The organism is Novosphingobium pentaromativorans US6-1, assembly GCF_000767465.1.
Taxonomy (GTDB): domain Bacteria; phylum Pseudomonadota; class Alphaproteobacteria; order Sphingomonadales; family Sphingomonadaceae; genus Novosphingobium; species Novosphingobium pentaromativorans.
In genome coordinates, this window is sequence record NZ_CP009291.1 from 2693644 (window position 1) to 2710687 (window position 17044).

The 17044-nt window shown below is 65.8% G+C and carries 21 protein-coding genes; 5 read left to right on the plus strand and 16 right to left on the minus strand.

The features are described from left to right. Positions 1-385: 385 nt before the first annotated feature. Positions 386-1114: a Crp/Fnr family transcriptional regulator gene (locus tag JI59_RS12610; protein WP_007012338.1), complete on the minus strand. Its 729-nt coding sequence runs from the start codon at positions 1112-1114 to the stop codon at positions 386-388. A gap of 178 nt (positions 1115-1292) precedes the next feature. On the opposite strand from JI59_RS12610, the gene JI59_RS12615 reads away from it, so the two are divergent. From JI59_RS12615 to JI59_RS12635, 5 genes are all read left to right on the plus strand, one after another. After that, entirely contained in the window at positions 1293-1568 is a 276-nt protein-coding gene (locus tag JI59_RS12615) for a metal/formaldehyde-sensitive transcriptional repressor (RefSeq protein ID WP_007012337.1), read from the plus strand. A gap of 14 nt (positions 1569-1582) precedes the next feature. Then, on the plus strand, positions 1583-2560 hold the full coding sequence (gene dmeF / locus JI59_RS12620) for a CDF family Co(II)/Ni(II) efflux transporter DmeF (RefSeq protein WP_007012336.1): 978 nt from the start codon (positions 1583-1585) through the stop codon (positions 2558-2560). Between the two features lie 166 nt (positions 2561-2726). Beyond that, the gene (locus JI59_RS25650; protein WP_053226577.1) at positions 2727-3242 is read left to right on the plus strand and encodes a hypothetical protein; all 516 of its coding nucleotides are present in this window, start codon (positions 2727-2729) and stop codon (positions 3240-3242) included. A gap of 190 nt (positions 3243-3432) precedes the next feature. Continuing rightward, positions 3433-4593: an aminotransferase class I/II-fold pyridoxal phosphate-dependent enzyme gene (locus JI59_RS12630; protein WP_007012333.1), complete on the plus strand. Its 1161-nt coding sequence runs from the start codon at positions 3433-3435 to the stop codon at positions 4591-4593. A 187-nt stretch (positions 4594-4780) separates the two neighbouring features. Beyond that, entirely contained in the window at positions 4781-5218 is a 438-nt protein-coding gene (locus JI59_RS12635) for a hypothetical protein (protein WP_007012332.1), read from the plus strand. Between the two features lie 23 nt (positions 5219-5241). Here the strand turns inward: JI59_RS12635 and JI59_RS12640 are convergent, their stop codons facing one another. From JI59_RS12640 to JI59_RS12710, 15 genes are all read right to left on the minus strand, one after another. After that, complete coding sequence (locus JI59_RS12640) at positions 5242-5844, minus strand: response regulator transcription factor (RefSeq protein ID WP_007012331.1); 603 nt, start codon at positions 5842-5844, stop codon at positions 5242-5244. A 165-nt stretch (positions 5845-6009) separates the two neighbouring features. Next, entirely contained in the window at positions 6010-6381 is a 372-nt protein-coding gene (locus tag JI59_RS12645; protein WP_007012329.1) for a flagellar export chaperone FliS, read from the minus strand. A 1-nt stretch (position 6382) separates the two neighbouring features. Beyond that, the gene (gene fliD, locus JI59_RS12650; protein WP_007012328.1) at positions 6383-7819 is read right to left on the minus strand and encodes a flagellar filament capping protein FliD; all 1437 of its coding nucleotides are present in this window, start codon (positions 7817-7819) and stop codon (positions 6383-6385) included. A 70-nt stretch (positions 7820-7889) separates the two neighbouring features. Beyond that, positions 7890-9029, minus strand: a complete 1140-nt coding sequence (locus JI59_RS12655; protein ID WP_007012327.1) for an EscU/YscU/HrcU family type III secretion system export apparatus switch protein — start codon at positions 9027-9029, stop codon at positions 7890-7892. Continuing rightward, the gene (fliR, locus tag JI59_RS12660) at positions 9026-9805 is read right to left on the minus strand and encodes a flagellar biosynthetic protein FliR (RefSeq protein WP_013834339.1); all 780 of its coding nucleotides are present in this window, start codon (positions 9803-9805) and stop codon (positions 9026-9028) included. The genes JI59_RS12655 and fliR overlap by 4 nt, the downstream gene beginning before the upstream one ends. Further along, positions 9805-10095, minus strand: a complete 291-nt coding sequence (gene fliQ, locus JI59_RS12665; RefSeq protein ID WP_007012325.1) for a flagellar biosynthesis protein FliQ — start codon at positions 10093-10095, stop codon at positions 9805-9807. The genes fliR and fliQ overlap by 1 nt, the downstream gene beginning before the upstream one ends. 8 nt (positions 10096-10103) lie before the next feature. After that, on the minus strand, positions 10104-10901 hold the full coding sequence (gene fliP / locus JI59_RS12670; protein ID WP_007012324.1) for a flagellar type III secretion system pore protein FliP: 798 nt from the start codon (positions 10899-10901) through the stop codon (positions 10104-10106). Beyond that, the gene (locus tag JI59_RS12675) at positions 10898-11179 is read right to left on the minus strand and encodes a flagellar biosynthetic protein FliO (RefSeq protein WP_007012323.1); all 282 of its coding nucleotides are present in this window, start codon (positions 11177-11179) and stop codon (positions 10898-10900) included. Before JI59_RS12675 ends, fliP begins: the two co-directional genes overlap by 4 nt. A gap of 6 nt (positions 11180-11185) precedes the next feature. Continuing rightward, complete coding sequence (gene fliN / locus JI59_RS12680; RefSeq protein ID WP_007012322.1) at positions 11186-11485, minus strand: flagellar motor switch protein FliN; 300 nt, start codon at positions 11483-11485, stop codon at positions 11186-11188. Between the two features lie 19 nt (positions 11486-11504). Next, positions 11505-12368 carry a FliM/FliN family flagellar motor switch protein gene (locus JI59_RS12685; RefSeq protein WP_007012321.1) on the minus strand — a complete coding sequence of 288 codons (864 nt, stop codon included), beginning with the start codon at positions 12366-12368 and terminating at the stop codon, positions 11505-11507. A 40-nt stretch (positions 12369-12408) separates the two neighbouring features. Continuing rightward, a complete protein-coding gene (locus JI59_RS12690) occupies positions 12409-12993 on the minus strand; it encodes a flagellar basal body-associated FliL family protein (protein WP_007012320.1) in 585 nt (194 codons plus the stop codon). Between the two features lie 26 nt (positions 12994-13019). Further along, complete coding sequence (locus JI59_RS12695) at positions 13020-14606, minus strand: hypothetical protein (protein WP_081473943.1); 1587 nt, start codon at positions 14604-14606, stop codon at positions 13020-13022. A gap of 8 nt (positions 14607-14614) precedes the next feature. Next, the gene (locus JI59_RS12700; RefSeq protein ID WP_007012318.1) at positions 14615-15040 is read right to left on the minus strand and encodes a hypothetical protein; all 426 of its coding nucleotides are present in this window, start codon (positions 15038-15040) and stop codon (positions 14615-14617) included. A 40-nt stretch (positions 15041-15080) separates the two neighbouring features. Next, positions 15081-16403: a FliI/YscN family ATPase gene (locus JI59_RS12705; RefSeq protein ID WP_007012317.1), complete on the minus strand. Its 1323-nt coding sequence runs from the start codon at positions 16401-16403 to the stop codon at positions 15081-15083. A gap of 7 nt (positions 16404-16410) precedes the next feature. Next, positions 16411-17037 carry a FliH/SctL family protein gene (locus JI59_RS12710; RefSeq protein ID WP_007012316.1) on the minus strand — a complete coding sequence of 209 codons (627 nt, stop codon included), beginning with the start codon at positions 17035-17037 and terminating at the stop codon, positions 16411-16413. Positions 17038-17044 lie beyond the last annotated feature (7 nt).

A 17044-nucleotide genomic window follows, 5' to 3' on the forward strand; every position in this document is an offset into this window, starting at 1 on the left:
ACGCCTTGCGATCGCCTCCGATCGCATAGACCCGCATTGGCGGGTCGACCGGCCCTTCTCGATCTTGTCGGCACCCCTACCGGCATCGTCGGGAAGGGCCATCTCGTTGCATCTCGGAAAAGTGGCGGCAGCCGTGTTGGGGATGGGCTCGAAGTATGCGGGCCCGGCTGCCGCCTTAGTCTGCGAGTGAATCCGGATGGAAGGGGGAGACCGAAGGTCGCATGCAAGCCTCACACTGGCTTCCGGTCGCATCCGAAAGCGGGGTCGCACGCTCCGGACAAGAACCTGTTAACCCTGACTGGAGGTTGAGCGCAGTGACCTAGACCACAGGGGCCTTGTGACTTTTACCACAATGCCGCGATGGGATCGTTGCGTTGCTGGCTGGTCAGGTCGTGCCGCGGCCGATTCCGGCCTGGTTGGCCCGCTGGATCAGTTCGACGTCCCCGGCAGCGGCGCGCACGATTTCCGCCAGTCGGGCAATGTCGCAGACGATCAGCTTGCGCCCGGAACTGGATGTGATGCCCTGTTCGGCAAGGTAGCGCAGTTCGCGGGTCACTGCCTCGCGGTGTGTGCCGATGCGGTTGGCCAGCTCGGCATGAGTGGGCGAAGGCGTGATCGTCGCCTCGTTACCCTTAAAGCCGGTATCGAGGCAGAAGCGCAGCAGTTCGCAGTGCAGGCGGCTGCGCACGGCAAGGGCATTGAGCTCGAAGATCCGCTCGTTGAGCTGGCGCAGCATGCGCACGAGGCGGCGGGTCAGCCACTCCGCCGATTCCGGATGCGCGAACGCGGCTTCGCGAAAGGCCGCCCCGGGAATACGCGCCAGACTTGCCTTGGTAGTGGCCATGACCGTTGCCGAGCGCGGCTGGTCGTCAAGCGCGGCGAATTCCCCCACGAGTGCGCCCGGACCGGCATCGCTGAGCGTGATCTCGCGTCCGTTCTGCGAGAGCAGTTCAATCCGCAGCGTGCCTTCGAGGATGACGAAGACGTCGCTCGTCTCGTCCTGGTGGCCCATGACCGTCTGCCCGGCCTTGAACTGCGCCAGGCGTGCAAGCGGCGCAACGGCTTCGGCAAGTGGCGCGGGAAGGTGACGGTCCAGATCGGACAATTGCGGCATCGATGACCCCAGTTCACATGGCGAGCCGCTACACCGCCGAGCCACGGCGGACCCTGCATCGACCCCGAATTGCCCGGCATAATGCCCAAGCCATGCCCGCCTGTCGACTTGGCCAGTGCGGGCGCGCTCGATGGATCGTCTTGCCGGATAAGTGGCTTATAGGATAGGGGGGTATCCTATGGGACACCTCTCCGCCAACAACGACGCCCTTGTCTTGCGCGTGCGCCGGCTCGTCGGTCAGCTCCAGGCCGTGGAGCGCGCGCTGGTCGGTGGCGAGGACTGTACCAAGACCCTGCATCTGGCCGCCGCCGTGCGCGGCGCGCTGAACGGTCTCATCGACGAACTGATCGAGGCGCACATGAAGGAACATGTCGCCGCGCCCCAACTCTCGCAGGAAGAGCGCGAAGCCGGGGCCGAGGCCCTGCTGGCGGCGATCCGGCGCTACGCGAAATAGAAAGACGGCCGAAGATGGCGAGCCAGCCTGAAATAGACCACTTCATCCACGACCACGATTTCCTTGGCGCGTCGCACGATGCCAATGCGCGCCGCACGCTATGGGTCGTGGCCCTGACCGCCGTCATGATGGCGGGCGAGATCGTGGCCGGATATCTGACCGGATCGATGGCCCTGCTTGCGGACGGTTTTCACATGGCGACCCACGCCGGCGCGCTGAGCGTTGCGGCGATGGCCTATGCCTATGCCAAACGGCACAAGCGCAACCCGGCTTTCAGCTTCGGGACCGGAAAGGTGGGCGATCTGGCCGGCTTCGCATCGGCGCTGGTGCTGGCCATGTTTGCACTGGGTATCGGTTTCGAATCCTTCATGCGCTTGCTTAGCCCGGTACGCGTTGCCTTCGGCGAAGCGACCGTGATCGCGATCATCGGCCTGGCCGTGAACGTCGTCAGTGCCCTGCTGCTTTCGGGCCATCACCATCATGGCCACGATCATCACCACGGGCATCACCACGGGCACCACCATGGGCACGATCACGACCACGGGCATCGTCAGGGGCATCATCATGGCCACGGGCACGGGGACAACAATCTGCGTTCGGCCTATATGCACGTCCTTGCCGATGCGCTGACTTCGGTGCTTGCCATCGCCGCCTTGCTGTCCGGGCGCTATCTCGGTTGGGTCTGGCTCGATCCGGTTATGGGCCTCGTCGGCGCGCTGGTGATCGCCCGCTGGTCCTGGACGCTCATGCGCGACACCGCCTCCGTCCTGCTGGATCGTACCGATGACCATGTTGCGGCAGAAGTGCGCGAACTGTTGGAGGCTCCGGGCGATGCGGTGATCTGCGACCTGCATGTCTGGCGCGTCGGACCCGAGGCCCACGCTGCCATCGTCGGTGTCTCCGTTCACGAGGAACGGGTCGATACCGCGGAACTGCGCCGGCGCCTGCGGCCGGTTCACGAATTGCAGCACATCACCATCGAGCGGTACTGAGCCCGCGCGGCACTAAGCCCGATCGGCAAGACGCGGCGTGCGATGGCCTCAAGTGGGCGGGCAGTCCTTCTTGCCGTTGCCATTCTTGCATCCGGGCGGCACGGTTACCCCGCCGGATGTACTGCCCCCCGAGGAACTACCGTTACCACCGCCCGAGGAACTGCCGTTGCCGCCGCCCGTGCTCGTGCCGCCACTGGTCGTGGTCGTGCCTCCGGATGTGCTGCTGGTGCTGGATGTGGTGGTCCCGCCAGACGTGTCGCCAGAGGTCGATCCTCCTGTAGTGGATCCACCGGTGGTCGAACCCCCGGTTGTCGTGCCCCCGCCGGACGAACTTGAGCCGCCCGAACTGCTGCCTCCGCTCGAACTTCCCGACGAAGTGCCGCCCGATGAGGTGCCGCCCGATGAAGTTCCGCCCGATCCGCCAGAGGAGCCGCCGCCTGAGGAACTGCTGTCACCGCTGGCTATCGAATGGGCGCCGTCGGCCATGGCAAAGTTGATTGAGCCGCTCAGGGCCAGCGCGGCGATGGCGATGCCGCCGCCGGCCATCGCCAGCAGAAGGGCGTACTCGGCCGCAGAGCTGGCCGTTCGGTCGCGTAGAAAGCGTAAGATCATCATGGCCCCGTCAAACGAGCGGCAAGCGGGCGGTTCGCCGAAAACCTCCGCTTGCCTGTCTTCAACATGATGCGAAACCGCTGCACATGCTCTGACTAACTTGTATGAGTGCGCCCATTTTAACTTATCTCTTTATTTCATATAATTAGATAGAAATTTCTGGGCAGGTGGTACCCCTTTTGAAGTATACCGGATGGCACCGGCCCAAGGATTTGCACCTCCGGCTTGTGCAAGCGATGCTGCAAGCCTAGCAACCGCCCATGGTTGCAAAAGTCGAACCCTTTCACGCCATGTCGATCGGCCGTCTCGCCTACGAGCTTGCCGAAGGCGGCCGCGACGTCATCCACATGGAATACGGGCAGCCTTCCACCGGCGCACCGGCCGCGGCCATCGCAAAGGCGCACGAAGTGCTCGACAGCGAGCCCGGCGGATACTGGGAAAACATCGCCCTGCTTGAGCGCATCGCCCGCCATTACGACGAGGCCTATGGCGTCAAGCTGGACCGGGAGCAGGTGATCCTGACCTGCGGAGCTTCTCCTGCCTTCGTCCTGGCGCTCACCAGCCTGTTCGAGCCTGGCGCGCGTGTCGCCCTCGCGAGGCCGGGATACGTTGCCTACCGCAATACCCTGAAGACGCTCTATCTGGAGCCGGTCGAAGTCGCCTGCGGGCCGACCGAGCGCTACCAGATCACGGCAGCCGCGCTCGATGCCCTGGACCCTGTGCCGGATGGCCTGATCGTCGCCAGCCCGGCCAATCCGACCGGCACGATCATTGCGCCCGAGGAACTTGCGGCAATAGCAAAAGTCTGTCGCCGCAAGGGCATCCGGATCGTTTCGGACGAGATCTATCACGGTCTGAGCTACACCCAGGCCGCGCAGTCGATGCTGCAATATGCGCCCGATGCCGTGGTCGTGAACAGCTTCTCCAAGTACTACTCGATGGCCGGATGGCGCCTCGGCTGGCTGCTCGTTCCGCCCGATCTGGTCGATGCGGCGCGCGCGCGCATGTCCAACCTGTTCCTGACGCCCTCGGTCCTCGCCCAGCATGCAGGGCTGGTCGCCTTCGACTGCCGGGAGGAACTGGCAGGCCATGTCGAGGTCTATGCCCGTAACCGTGAGCTGCTCTTGGCCGCGCTGCCGCGCCTGGGATTGCAAAAGATCGCACCTCCCGATGGGGCTTTCTACATCTATGCCGATGTCAGCCACCTGACTGACGATTGCCTGGCCCTTTGCCAGCAACTGCTCCGCGATACCGGCGTCGCGACGGCGCCGGGCATCGATTTCGATCCGGTCGACGGGCACCGCTTCATGCGCTTCAGTTTCGCTGTGTCCACTGCGCTGGTCGAGGAAGCGATCGAACGCATGGTGCCTTGGTTCGAAGAGCGCGCCCACACTGCCAACGCCAAAACGACTGCACGCTGAGCGATGCGCCGGGAGACGCATTGATCGTTTCTGGCGGATCTGCATGTCTGAATCCGCGCTTCACCTTGTGCAGTCATGCTGTAGCAAGGTGGGACGGCGCCTTATGTTGCGCGGAATCTGCGGATTGACAGGTGAACTTGCATGTCGTCTGGCGGGTGTGGGGCGATGGCAAAACGGGTCGGGCAACGTGATTGAGCGAACAACGGATTGGGAAGTCTGGACGGCCAGACTTCGAGATTTCCTGAACGATTGCGTCGGCAGCGACGCGGAAGAGGAAGGCGATCGCATTCGCGAGGCCGGTCTTCTGCTCCAGGGAACGCCGCTGGCACTCAAGCACGAACTCGATTTTCCGGTAGTCGAGGCGATGCTGGCCTGCGGAGCGGCGGAAAGCGCCGTGCTTGCAATTCTTGGCCCCGAGGTCGCCTTCATGCTCTCACGCGGGGGGAGCGGCTCCTGCCTTGCAACCGTGGTCATGGACGACGAATCCGAGGAAATGATTTCCGAAGGAGCGACCGTCGCCCTGGCCCTGTTGGCGGCGCATGTTTCCCTGCTGCTCGCGCGGCTGGATTTCGACCGGCAAGACCTGGAAGCCTTTGAAGTGCCGCCCGCCGCGCGCCTTCACTGAGCGGCTGCCAAAGGGGCTTTGCGTCACTTGATCAGGGCCGCCTCGATCGCAATGCGAATGGCGTCCGAGGTATGGCTGGCCCCGAGTTTTGTAAGCATGTTGGCGCGGTGAATCTCAACCGTGCGCGGACTGATCGAGAGCCTTTCACCTATCAGCCGGTTGGACAGGCCGCTTGCCACGCCGCCCAACACTTCCCTTTCGCGGCGGCTGAGCCGGTCGATCCGGGCCCGGGCCATAACTTCGCGCAGCTTGGCGTGGCCGAAGGCGTCCGTGCGGCGGATCGCGCGCTGGAGCGAGGCGTTCAGTTCCTCTGCCGTGATCGGCCAGCCGACATAGTCGATCGCCCCGTCGAGTACGGCCTGCACGATGCGCGGCGGTGAGGGATATTCGCTGAAGGCGATAATGGGAAACCATTCGCCGTGCCTGGCCATCTGTTCGATCAGGCTGGAAATCGCCCCGGCCTGCTCATGCAGCAGGACGACACCTGAGCTGGGCCAGGCCGCGCCGAGTTCGGAAATGTTTTCGAAAGGCTCGACATGAATCTGGTTCGTCGCAAGGGCATGGCTGATCGCGGCACGCCGGCGGGTATCGCCGTCTATCAGGATCAGGTTGGAAATGCGTTCCACTGCTCTCTCCCCACAGGATTACCCTTAGGGAATTACGCGCAGTCTTGCGGCCATGCGCGGCAGGATGCCCCCGATCTCGAGGTGATTGGGACTTGCGGATTCCAGACGCCGGGAAACGCTTGTGCGCTGGCAACCGAAACCGTGCGATCTCGGCGTCAATCCGGCTCAGCCGGCCTGGAGGGCCTGGCCGATCTCCATGAAGTCGGTGCGCAGCGTGTCGACCGTGCGCGGATCGAAGGCCACTGCATTGTCGAGAATCGTGCGGCGTGCCGATTCGTAAAGGTGATTGAGCGCCGCTGCCATTTCGTTCTCGCCCGAGACGCCCAGCTGCAGTGCCGTGACTGCGGTGAGCGCGCGGGTCATCGACCGGCTCTTGAGGCTGTTGTCGCCGATGCGATCCGCATGGATCGCGGTGCCCAGCGCGCTGACGAGATGTTCGTAGCACAAGTGGACGAGTTCGGTCGGGCTGGCGCCCTTGACGCGGGCGTCGAAATCGACCCGGCGGTAGGCTTCGTGAGGGGATCGGTGCGCCAGCATGTCAGTTGTTGCCCGAGTTGTTCCAGATGTCGATCTGGCTCTGGAGGAACGAGAGGGTGGACTGCGAGGAGCTGATCCGCGTCTCGGTCTTGGCGAAGCGGGCGACCATGCGTGCGCGAAGCTCCTCCTGCTTCACGACGAGGTCCGACTGGTCCTCGGTCACTTCGGTCAGCTGCTTGGAATAGCGCGAGATCGAGCCGCCCAGCGAACCGGGATCGCTTGTGCTGCTGGCCTTGCGGTAGATCGCGTCGAAGGTCGCGTAGACGCCGTAGATGCCGTTGGTGAACATCGCGACGACGCCGTCCTGGTCGGCTTCCATCGTCGCCTTGAAGCGTTCGGTATCTAGCGAAAAAGTGCCGTCGCGCTCGGTCTTGAGGCCGAGGTCGGCCAGGGTCTTGGCCACGCCGGTCGCATTGGGCATCACGGTGGTGCCGGCGAGCTGCGAGAGCGAACGCTTCAGCGCCCGGGCGCCGCCGTCGTTGGCCAGGTCCCCACCGATTGCCGTCGCCGCGTTCAGTTCCGACATCAGTTCGTTGAGCGCGCTGGTGAAGTCCTGCATCGCCGATTCGATGACATCGGTGGGATCGTTGAAAGTCACGTTCGTCGGCGCGCCGACATTGGTCGTGCCCAGCGTCAGCTTCACGCCCGGAATGGCTTCGGAAATCGTGTTCGAGCTCGAGGTCATTGCCAGACCGTCGACGTTGTACTTGGCGTCCTGCGCCGTCGCCAGGAGCTGGCCGTTCGCCGAGCCGGGATTCCAGGCCAGGTTGGACAAGCCGGGGTCTGCGGCATCCTCGGTCGCCTCGAGAACGAAGCCGTTGGATTCGCCTTCCGGACCGCGCAGGACGAGCTGCGCGCCGCTGACGGTGTTGGCGACATAGGCGGTGACGCCGGCATTGGCGCCGTTGATGGCCGAGGCCACCTGCGACAGCGTCGAGCCTGCGGCTATCGCGATGTCGACCGAGGCGTGGCCGGTGTCTTCAGTGAAGGTTCCACCCGAAACCGCGCCGAAGCGCAGGGTCAGTGTGCCCGAACCGACCGTGTCGGTCGCCGCGCTGTAGGCGTTCGAGGCGATCCGCTGGCCCGAGGCGAGCTGCGTGACTTCAAGCGAGAACGTGCCGGTCGGCTGGCTCGTGCCGGTCAGCGAGGCCGAGGCCACCGCGCCGTTGGCCACGACCGGGGTGCGGGCCAGGTCGCCCGAACGCACGAGCGTACCGAACGAGGTGTCGAGGTTGAGCAGCATCGACTTGATGTTCGAAGCCGCCGAGATCTTGGCGTCGAGCTTCTCCGACTTGGCAGCGAGCTGATCGCTGTGCGCGGCGAACTGCGCGGCCGACAGGCTTGCGGCGAGTCCGGCAAAGTCGATCCCGCTCCCTGCGCCGAGGGACGAAATCAGCGATGACGTCGCCGAACTGGTCGAGGATGTGCTGTCTACCATGTACCTCTAGGACGGCCTTGCCGTGCCGGGCTTAAGGGGTTGGAAACGGTTTTTTCCGGGAAAGCCACGATCAGTGCACCGAAGCCGGGTCGAGATTGCCGTTGGCGTCGAAGCGCAGCGTGACCGGCACCGACACTTCGGGGCGAACGCGCTTTTCGCCGCGCTTGAGCGACATGACGAAGGCAAGGATCGCGGCGACCGCGGCATAGTGCTCCTCGCGGATCACCTGGCGTTCGCGGGTGGTGTAGAACACCGAACGGGCAAGTGCGGGATACTCGAGGACCGGCAATTGGTACTCGGCGGCCAGTTCGCGCATGGCGAGCGCCTTGTCGCCGCGGCCCTTGGCCAGCACGATCGGGGCATGGGCCTTGTCCGGATCGTAAGTGAGCGCGATGGAGAAGTGCGTCGGGTTGGTGATGACGAATTGCGCCTCCTTCATGGCCGGGATCAGGCCGCCCATCGCGATCTTGCGCTGGGCGTTCCTGATCGCGGCTTTCTTCTCGGGCGAGCCTTCGCTTTCCTTGTTCTCGTCGCGCATCTCCTGAAGCGTCATCTTCAGGCGCGAGAGGCGGCGGACCATCTGCACCGGCACGTCGACCAGCGCGATCACGAAGAGACCGCCGGCAAGCCAGAACAGCAGAATGATGACGCCGTGCCAGGCATAGGAAAGCTGCCCGAACAGGTCGCCGCGGCCGAGCTTGGCGATGGTTTCGAGACGGCCGTCGGCCCAGAACCACGCGATCGTGCCGAGCAGGCCGACCTTGGCGATGCCCTTGCCCATCTCGATCCAGCCGTTCGGGCCGAACATGCGCTTGAGGCCCGACATCGGATTGATGCGCGAGGCCTTGGGCGCCATGTTGCCGCCGATCCAGCGACCCTCGCCGAAGCCGAGCTGCGAGATCAGCGAAACCGCGATGATCGCCAGGCCCAGCAGGAATACGGGCGGCAGGGCGGAGATGGCCGCCGAAACGATCAGCTGGCCGGGCTCGAAATCGTCGATCGCGGCGCGGTCCCAGACGAAACCGGCCCGCAGCGTTTCACTCAGCCGTTCCAGGACCCAGGGACCGGCGGCCAGCATCCACACCGCACCCACGGTGACGGCGCCAGCCGTGGCGAGTTCGCGCGAGCGAAGGACGTCGCCCTTCTGGGCTGCGTCGCGTTTGCGCTTCTCTGTTGGCGCAAAGCTCTTTTCGCCGCTCTGTTCGCTCATGGCTTCAACAGGTCCGAAGTGGCGCCGATGGCATCGGCGGAAATGCGGGTGACGAGGTCGGTGAGGACCGGGGCGGAAATCAGCAGGGCGGCAATGCCGGCCAGAACGCCGGCAGGCAGGCCCAGCGCGAAGAGGTTGAGCGCAGGTGCCGAGCGGCTGAGGACGCCGGTGACCATCTGGACGATCAGCAGGATCAGGCTGACCGGCAGGGCGATGGTGACGGCGGTTACGAACATGTAGCTGGCGAAACCGGCGATTTCGGACAGGCGCTCTGCACCGAGCCAGGTGTGGCCCGGGGGGAAGCTCTTGTAGCTCTCGATTACCAGCGAGAACCACTGCAGGTGGGCGCCAAGGGCAAGGAAGACGAGGGTGATGACCACCGAGAAGTACTGGCCGAGAGCGGGCGACTGCGCACCCGAGTTGGGATCGACCGCGGTGGCCATGCTCATGCCCATCGAGCCGCCGATGATTTCCGCGGCAAGGACAGGGGCGGCAAAGGCGACCTGCAGGATGAAGCCGAGCGAGAGGCCGATGAGGACCTCACCGGCAACCGATACCATCCCTGCCAGCGAGAACAGCGCTGCGGGAGCCTGGACGTCGGTCCAGGCGCAGACGAGAACGGCAATGGCTCCGGCTGCGACGACGCGAAGCTGGGGTGGCACGCTCGCGGTCCCGAACAGCGGGGCGGCAACAAGCGCCGCGCCGATGCGGGTCATCACGAAGAGCAGCCGCCAGAAATCCTGTTCAAGCGCGCCGAAACCGAAGTCCAGGTTCATCACGGCAGGACGCGCTCCGCCTGCGAGATGTTCGCGATCTGGGCGAAGATCTCCTGGGTGAAGTCGCCGATCAGCGTCATCATCGAGCCGCCGAAGAGAACCAGCACCAATGCGGTGATGGCCAGCTTGGGGACGAAGGTCAGGGTCTGCTCGTTGACCGACGTGGCAGCCTGGACGACGCCGACCGCGAGGCCGACGACCAGCGAGGCAATCAGCACCGGGGCGGCGACGAGCGCCGTCACCCAGAGCATCTTGTCGGCCAGGCTGAGCAGGTTGGTGATGTCTTCCATCGCCCGCGCTACCCGAAGCTGGAGGCCAGCGAGCCCATCAGCAGCGCCCAGCCGTCGACCATGACGAAGAGCAGCAGCTTGAAAGGCAGCGAAACGACCATCGGGCTCATCATCATCATGCCCAGCGACATGAGGACGGAGGAGACGACGAGGTCTATCACGAGGAACGGCAGGAACAGCATGAAGCCGATCTGGAAGGCGGTCTTCAGTTCGCTGGTGACGAAGGCGGGCAGCAGGATCGAGAAGGGCACGTCGGCCGGCTTCGCGAAACGCGGTGCATTGGCCATCTCGGCGAACATCGTCAGGTCGCGCTCACGCGTCTGGCGGATCATGAAGGCGTGGAATTCCTTGCCGCCGTTGGCAATCGCCTGCTCGGCATTGATGGTGCCGGCGGAATAGGGGGCGATGGCATTGGCGTTCACGCGTTCGAGCGTGGGCGCCATGACGAACAGCGAAAGGAACAGCGACAGGCCGATCAGCACCTGATTGGGCGGCGATTGCTGCAGGCCCAGCGCCTGACGCAGGATCGCCAGCACCACCAGGATGCGGGTGAAGCTGGTCATCATCAGGATCAGGCTGGGCAGGATCGTCAGCAGCCCCATGATCAGGAGCAGCTGCAGCGAAAGGCTCATGCCCGGACCCTCGGTGCCGCCCATTGCCCCGAAGGCGCGGTCGAGCGCGCCGGGGATCGCCGAGTCCGATGCAGGCGCCGCCGCCGGAAGCGACTGGGCCTGGACCTGCGCGAAGGCCACCGCGGGAAGCAGCAGCGCCGGCAGTGCGGCGATCAGGGAAACGATGCGCTTCATTCGGGCAGGCTTTCCGCAGTGCGGGGACGCGCCGGTGCTTCGGCCAGGCGGGTGAGGCCGCCGCGCGAGGCCGAGACGAGGATCTCGCGGCCGTGGAATTCGATCACCGCAAGCTTGAGCGTGGGCGAGAGCATGGTGGTCTCGACGATGCGGATCGACTTCGAACCGCCGCCGATTCCGGCCTTTTCCTGCATCTTCTTCGCCAGCTTGAGGCAGCCCCAGGCGATGAAACCGATCAGTGGCAGCAGGATGATAAGCTTGAGGATGTACCACAGCATGATGCGTCAGCCCTGCGCGCCGCCGGGAAGCGGGATGGCATTTTCGTCGGCTGTTTCCTCGACGCCGACCATCTCGACGATGCGCAGGCCGAAGCGGCCGTTGTGCGAGACGACTTCGCCCTTGGCGATCGGCTTGCCGTTGACCAGGACGTCAAGCAGCTCGTCCGACATGCGGTCGAGGACGACGACGCTTTCCGGGCCGAGGGCGAGGATGTCCTTCAGCTTCATTTCGGTGCGGCCCAGCTCGACCGAGAGCCGGACGTCGACGTCGCGAAGAAAATCGAAACCGCGGGGATGAATGCTCATGGTTGATCGTCTTTCGTAGTCAGAATGCGTGGGAAACCTGAACCGCGACGCGATCGTCGAGTTCACCGATAGTACCGTTGGCGACGGTCCGGTCGCCCACCTTGAGAGGAACGCTGCGCGCCACTGCCACCGGCAGGATGTCGCCGGGCTTGAGGCTGGACAGACGCGAAAAGCCCATCGTCATGTCGACGAGGACGGCCTTCACCTGCAGCGGCATCGAAGCGAAGGGCTCCGACGCCGGATCGGGCGCGGCCTGCATCATGCGCGCCTTGCGCGGGTGGCGCGGCACGGTGACGAGCGCCGAAAGCGTCGTCTGCGGGAAAGCGAGCAGCATCGACCAGGGCTCGCAGCCGGTTTCCTCGACTTCGAGCGAAAGGAGCAGCAGCTCCTCGTTGCGGTCGAACGGTGCAAGCTGGCGCAGGCTGGTCTCGCGGCGCACGGTGCGCACCGTGTGCTTCGCTTCGCCGCCAAAAGCGATCGAGAGCGCATCGGCAACGGTGCCCTCGATGCGCGCGATCAGCAGTTCGGCAGAAAGCGGGAAGGTATCGGGCAGCGGGTCCGGCACGTCGCCGCGTCCGCCGAAGGCACGGTCGACGAGGCGGAAGACCGGCGCGGCCTCGAAGACGGCCAGCATCGGCCGGGATTCCGCACCCACCGCAAGGAGCGTGTGCGAGGCAAGGCCTTCCAGTTCCGACTGGATGGAGCCCAGCGTGCCGTCGAGCGGCATGCCGACGCGCACGACCGGGGCATCGCCGCCCGAGAGGCGGGCAAGGCCCGAGGCGAGCGCCCGCGCAAGCCGCTCGCCGATCAGCGAGAGAGCCGGGACGAGCTCGCCGATCGACGGACCGGTCCCCAGCAGTTCCTTGCAGTGGCGGGCTTTCATGCGCTCGGTTCCTTGGGATGCGGCGGACGTCATCGTCGGATCACTGGACGATGAAGCTGCGGAAGTAGACGGCGTCGACGCCGCCGAAGCCTTCCTTCTGGGTGAGGACCTTGTTGATCGCGGCGGTCATGCGCTTCTGCAGCTGTTCCTTGCCGGCCATCGTGTAGACGTTCTCTTCGGGCGTGTCGGCGATGATGGTGAGAAGCTGCGAGCGGATCGCCAGTTCATGCTTCTTCAGCCACATCAGCACGCGGCCGTCGCGGCGGGTAGAGCAGGCCAGTGCCATCTGCACCATCGCGTCGGAGTTCTTGAGGTTCGAGGTGAATTCCTCGGAGAAGGTGTAGTAGGCGGTGCGATATTCGTCGCCGCCTTCGCCATCGACTTCCGCGGCGCCGCCTTCCTCCTTCTTGCCGCTGACCGGCGCGTAAGGGTCGACTTCGCCCTTGCGGATCAGCTTGGGATTGTTGTCCTGCTTGGCTTCGTGATGGCCGCCGCCGATCACGCCGGCCTGCACCAGGCCGAACATGCCGCCGCCGCCCACGGCCAGAAGGCCCACCGCGCCCAGGATCAGGCCGAGCTTGCCCTTGCTCTTGGCTGGCTTTTCTTCCTTGCCGGATTTGCTCATCTCAAAGTCCCCTGAATAGTCGGATGTCAGGCGTAGATGCCGCTACGCCGAGGGCCGTTGGCGGCCCCGTCGGACGGCTTGCGCTCGCCCTGCTGCGCGCCGGCCGAGGCGGACTGCGCGCGGTGAAAGTTGCGTTCGCCTTGCTCGGCGCGGGCCTGGGCGGCCTGTTGCTGCCCTTGACCCTGGCCCTGTCCGTTGCTCGATGCGGCGGACTGCTGCTGGGTCGATGCCTGGTGCTGCTGTTGCTGCTGGGCCTGCTGGCTGTCGCTGCGCTGCTGGTCGCCATTGCCCGCGGCATTGCCAGCGAGCGTCGCGGCGACTGCCGAGTGGACTGCCGACGTGAAGCCGGGATCGGCATTGGTGAGCGTCACGCTCATCTTCGCGTCGTCCTGGCGGAACTGCATCGAGACCTGGCCGAACTCGGCATGGTTGATCGCGGTGCGCACGACCTGCGGCGATGCAGCTTCGCGCGCTTCGGAAAGGCGGTCGACCAGCGTGGTGAAATCGTGGGGCTGCTCGACTGCTGTCGGCGCTGCTCCCGGGACAGTCGCAATGGCCGGCGCGGTCGAGACGGCCGGCTGCGCGCTTGCGAAGTGCATGGCGGCGGGCTGCACTGCCGAGCGCGTTGCTGGCTGGCTGGCGGATTGGGCCGTGTCGATGTCCTTCTTACCGGGGTCGGCAATGACCTCGCTCGCGGTGTTCGCCTTGGTTTCGGTGCGCGGTGCGGCATCGGTCTGAACCGGAAGTGCCGTAGCCTGAAGTCCGGGGGCCTGCGCCTTGCCGGTGGTCGCCGGCGCCACCTGCCCTGCGGGAGTAGCTGCGGCGGCGGCCTTGGCGGTGTCGATGCGGGCCATGATTGCGGCTACCGGATTGAGGTCGACCGGGGCCTGGGCGCTCTTGCCGGCTTCGGCCGCATCGGTGGTGACGATGGGGGCCAGTTTGACCTGCAGAACCTGTGCGGGCGCTGCGGCCTGGGCTTTGGTACCAGCGTTTCTGGCCGGTGTTGCGGTGCCCTGCACGAGCGCGCTCAGCGAAGCGGCAGAGCGGCCAGCGGCAGCGGTATCGGGAACCGCTGCCCGGAATTCGACGGGATTGTCGGTGCCGGGCAGCGGTGGGACGACAAGCGGCATGACGGGATTGGCAGCCGCGATGGGCACGTCTGCCTGGTCAGAAGTCGCTTCTTCGTCGGGAGCATCGGTGGTCTTCGCCTCGCCCTTGCCTTCGCCCGCTTCTGCGGTTTCGGCGGTGGGCTTGGCATCCTTGATGAGGGTCGGTGCGGCAACGGTTGCGGCAGCGGCTACAGCGGCGGCAGCGGCATTTGCGGCAACCGGCAAATCCTTGCCGCTTTCGTTGCCGGTTGCCTTGCCGTCCTTGCCGCCATTGCCGGTCGCTTGCACTGCCAGCGCCGCCGTCAATGCGGCAGCGGCGGGCTTGGCTTCGCCCGTGGCGGTCTCGCCCGGGGTCCCCGCAGCGCCGAGAAGCGCGGCGAAGTCGGCGGTTTCCGTGCCGTTTGCTGCAGTCGTCGGCACAGTACCGGCGGCCGGGGCAGCATTCGCGGAAATCGACGGGGCCGAGAGCTGGATCATGCCTTGATGGACCTCATGGTTAACCATGCAAGGTACTATTCAAGATCCGTGCCAGATCCCTTTCTACTGCCGAGGGCCGGCGTTTGCCCGGCCTTGGCGATCATGCGTTCCTGCAGCAGCGCGCGTTCCTCGATGGCGGCGCGGCGCCGTTCCGCCTCGGCAAGGAGGCGCTGCTTGGCATCGGCGATCGACTGCGCGCGTATCGCGTCGCCGTCGGTGGTCTTGGTCAGGGCCTGCAGCCCGCTGACGAACCGGCCGACCTGGTGGAGCGAGCCGCCATCGGTCATTTCGCGGCGGCTGGCATAGTCGCTCGCCATCTGCCGGGTGCGGTCGGACAGCGCGCGCAATTGCGTGAGCGTGCTTTCCGCCTGCGCGGATTCCAGGGCGGCGGTCTGCTTGGCGATGGCGCGGATCTTCTCGAGCCGCTTGAGGCGCGCAAGCCGCTTGCGCTCTTCCTTCACGGCATCGCCTCACGGCAAGGGGCAGGAGGAACCGATGAACTCATCCCAGCAAGGCGGCAAGCTGCGCGCCGCTGTCGGAAAGGTCGATCACTTCACCGGCCTGCTGGCACAGGAAGGCGGTCAGCAACTCGTGCATCGCGATCGCCTTGTCGAGCTGCGGGTCGGCTCCGGCACGGTAGGCGCCCATCAGCACGAGGTCGCGGTTGGCCTCGTAGCTGGCGATAAGCGCGCGGAACTGGCGGGCCAGTTGCTGGTGTTCGGGCGAGACGATGTCGTTCATCACGCGGCTGAGCGAGGCGGCGATGTCGACCGCCGGATATTGCCCGCGCTGGGCGAGATCGCGCGAGAGCACAATGTGACCGTCGAGGATCGAGCGCGCGGTGTCGACCACCGGGTCGTCCTGGTTGTCGCCGTCTGCCAGCACCGTGTAGAGCCCGGTGATCGAGCCCTTGCTGGCGGCCGAGTTGCCGGCGCGTTCGACGAGCTTGGTAATCGTGGCGAGAGCGGATGGCGGATAGCCGCGCGCTGCGCCGGGCTCGCCGAGCAGCAGGCCGATTTCGCGCGCGGCGTGGGCCACGCGGGTCAGGCTGTCGAGAATGAGCAGGACGCGCTTGCCCTGCGCGCGGAAGTGCTCGGCCATCGAAGTGGCGAGCATCGCGCCGCGCAGGCGCAGGTTCGGCGCGTGGTCGGCCGGTACGGCGACGACCACGGTCTTGTCCTTTTTCTCGGCGTTCATGTGCCGCTCGACGAAATCGGAAACCTCGCGGGCGCGTTCGCCGATCAGGCCGACGATGATCACGTCCGCGGTTGCGCCGCGCGCGATCATGTCGATCAGCACGGATTTGCCGACGCCCGATCCCGCCATGACGCCGATGCGCTGGCCGATGCCGAAAGTGGTGAGCGCGTTGAGTGAGCGCACGCCGGTGTCGAAGCATTCGCGCACCGGGCTGCGATCGAGCGCCGAAGTGCGCACGCCGCCCGCGGGCCATTCGGTGCGGGTATGGATCGGCAGGCCGCCGTCGATCGGCAGGCCTTCGCCATCGACGGCACGGCCGAGAAAGGCATCGCCCACCGGCAGCATGCCGGGGCGGCCTTCGGGGCATACGCGCGCGCCGGGGCGCAGCATGATCGTGTCGCCCAGCAACATCATCATCGTCTTGCCGTTGCGAAAGCCGATGACTTCGGCGGAGAGCGTCTTGCCCCGGCCATGGCCGACGCGGCACATCGCGCCCACCGGTACCGACAGGCCGCTGACCTCCAGCAGGCCGCCGTCGCAGGCGGTGACGAGGCCGAAGCGGCGCGGCGTCAGGTCGACCGGCTCGGCGGCCAGGTCGGTCAGGATAGGGTCCCAGAGCTTCAGCACGCGCGGCTCAGCACTGTTGCAAGGCTTCGGCGATGGCGATGCGCCAGGTTGCCGGGCCATCCTCGACCCCGCCGCTGGCCGTCTCGATTCGGATCGTGCCGCGTTCGAGGCCGGCTTCTTCCTCAACCTGCCATTCGGCGGCAAGGCGCGGCGAAACCAGCTTCACGTCTTCGGGGTGCAGCTTGATCACGCGCTCGTCGTCGGCGCGCGAGAGCATGCCCACCGCGGCATTGATCCGGCGCACTAGGGCGTCCTCGTCGATCGCCAGCGGAGCGATCGCGCTTTCGCACAAGGCGGCCACGGTTTCGCGCAGGCGGTTGCGCAGTTCCTCTTCGAGTACCGCGTTGAGGCGCGTCAGCGACAGCTCAAGTCCTTCGCGTGCGGCCGCTTCGGCCTGGGCCTGGGCCTGCGCCTCCTGCAGCGCCTGCTCGTAACCTGCGGTGAAGCCCTGGGTGAAGGCCTGCTCTACCGGATCGGGCGCAGCCGGTTCCTGGGATGGAGGCGGCGGCGCCGGTTCGGGCTCGGGGGCGGGCAGCGCGCCGAAACGCGCGTCGGCGCGAAAGCCCTGCGGCTGGGCCATGGCCTCGAACAGGCTCATGCCTTGCGTGGGTATCTTGAAGCCGAGATCGGACATCGCGCTG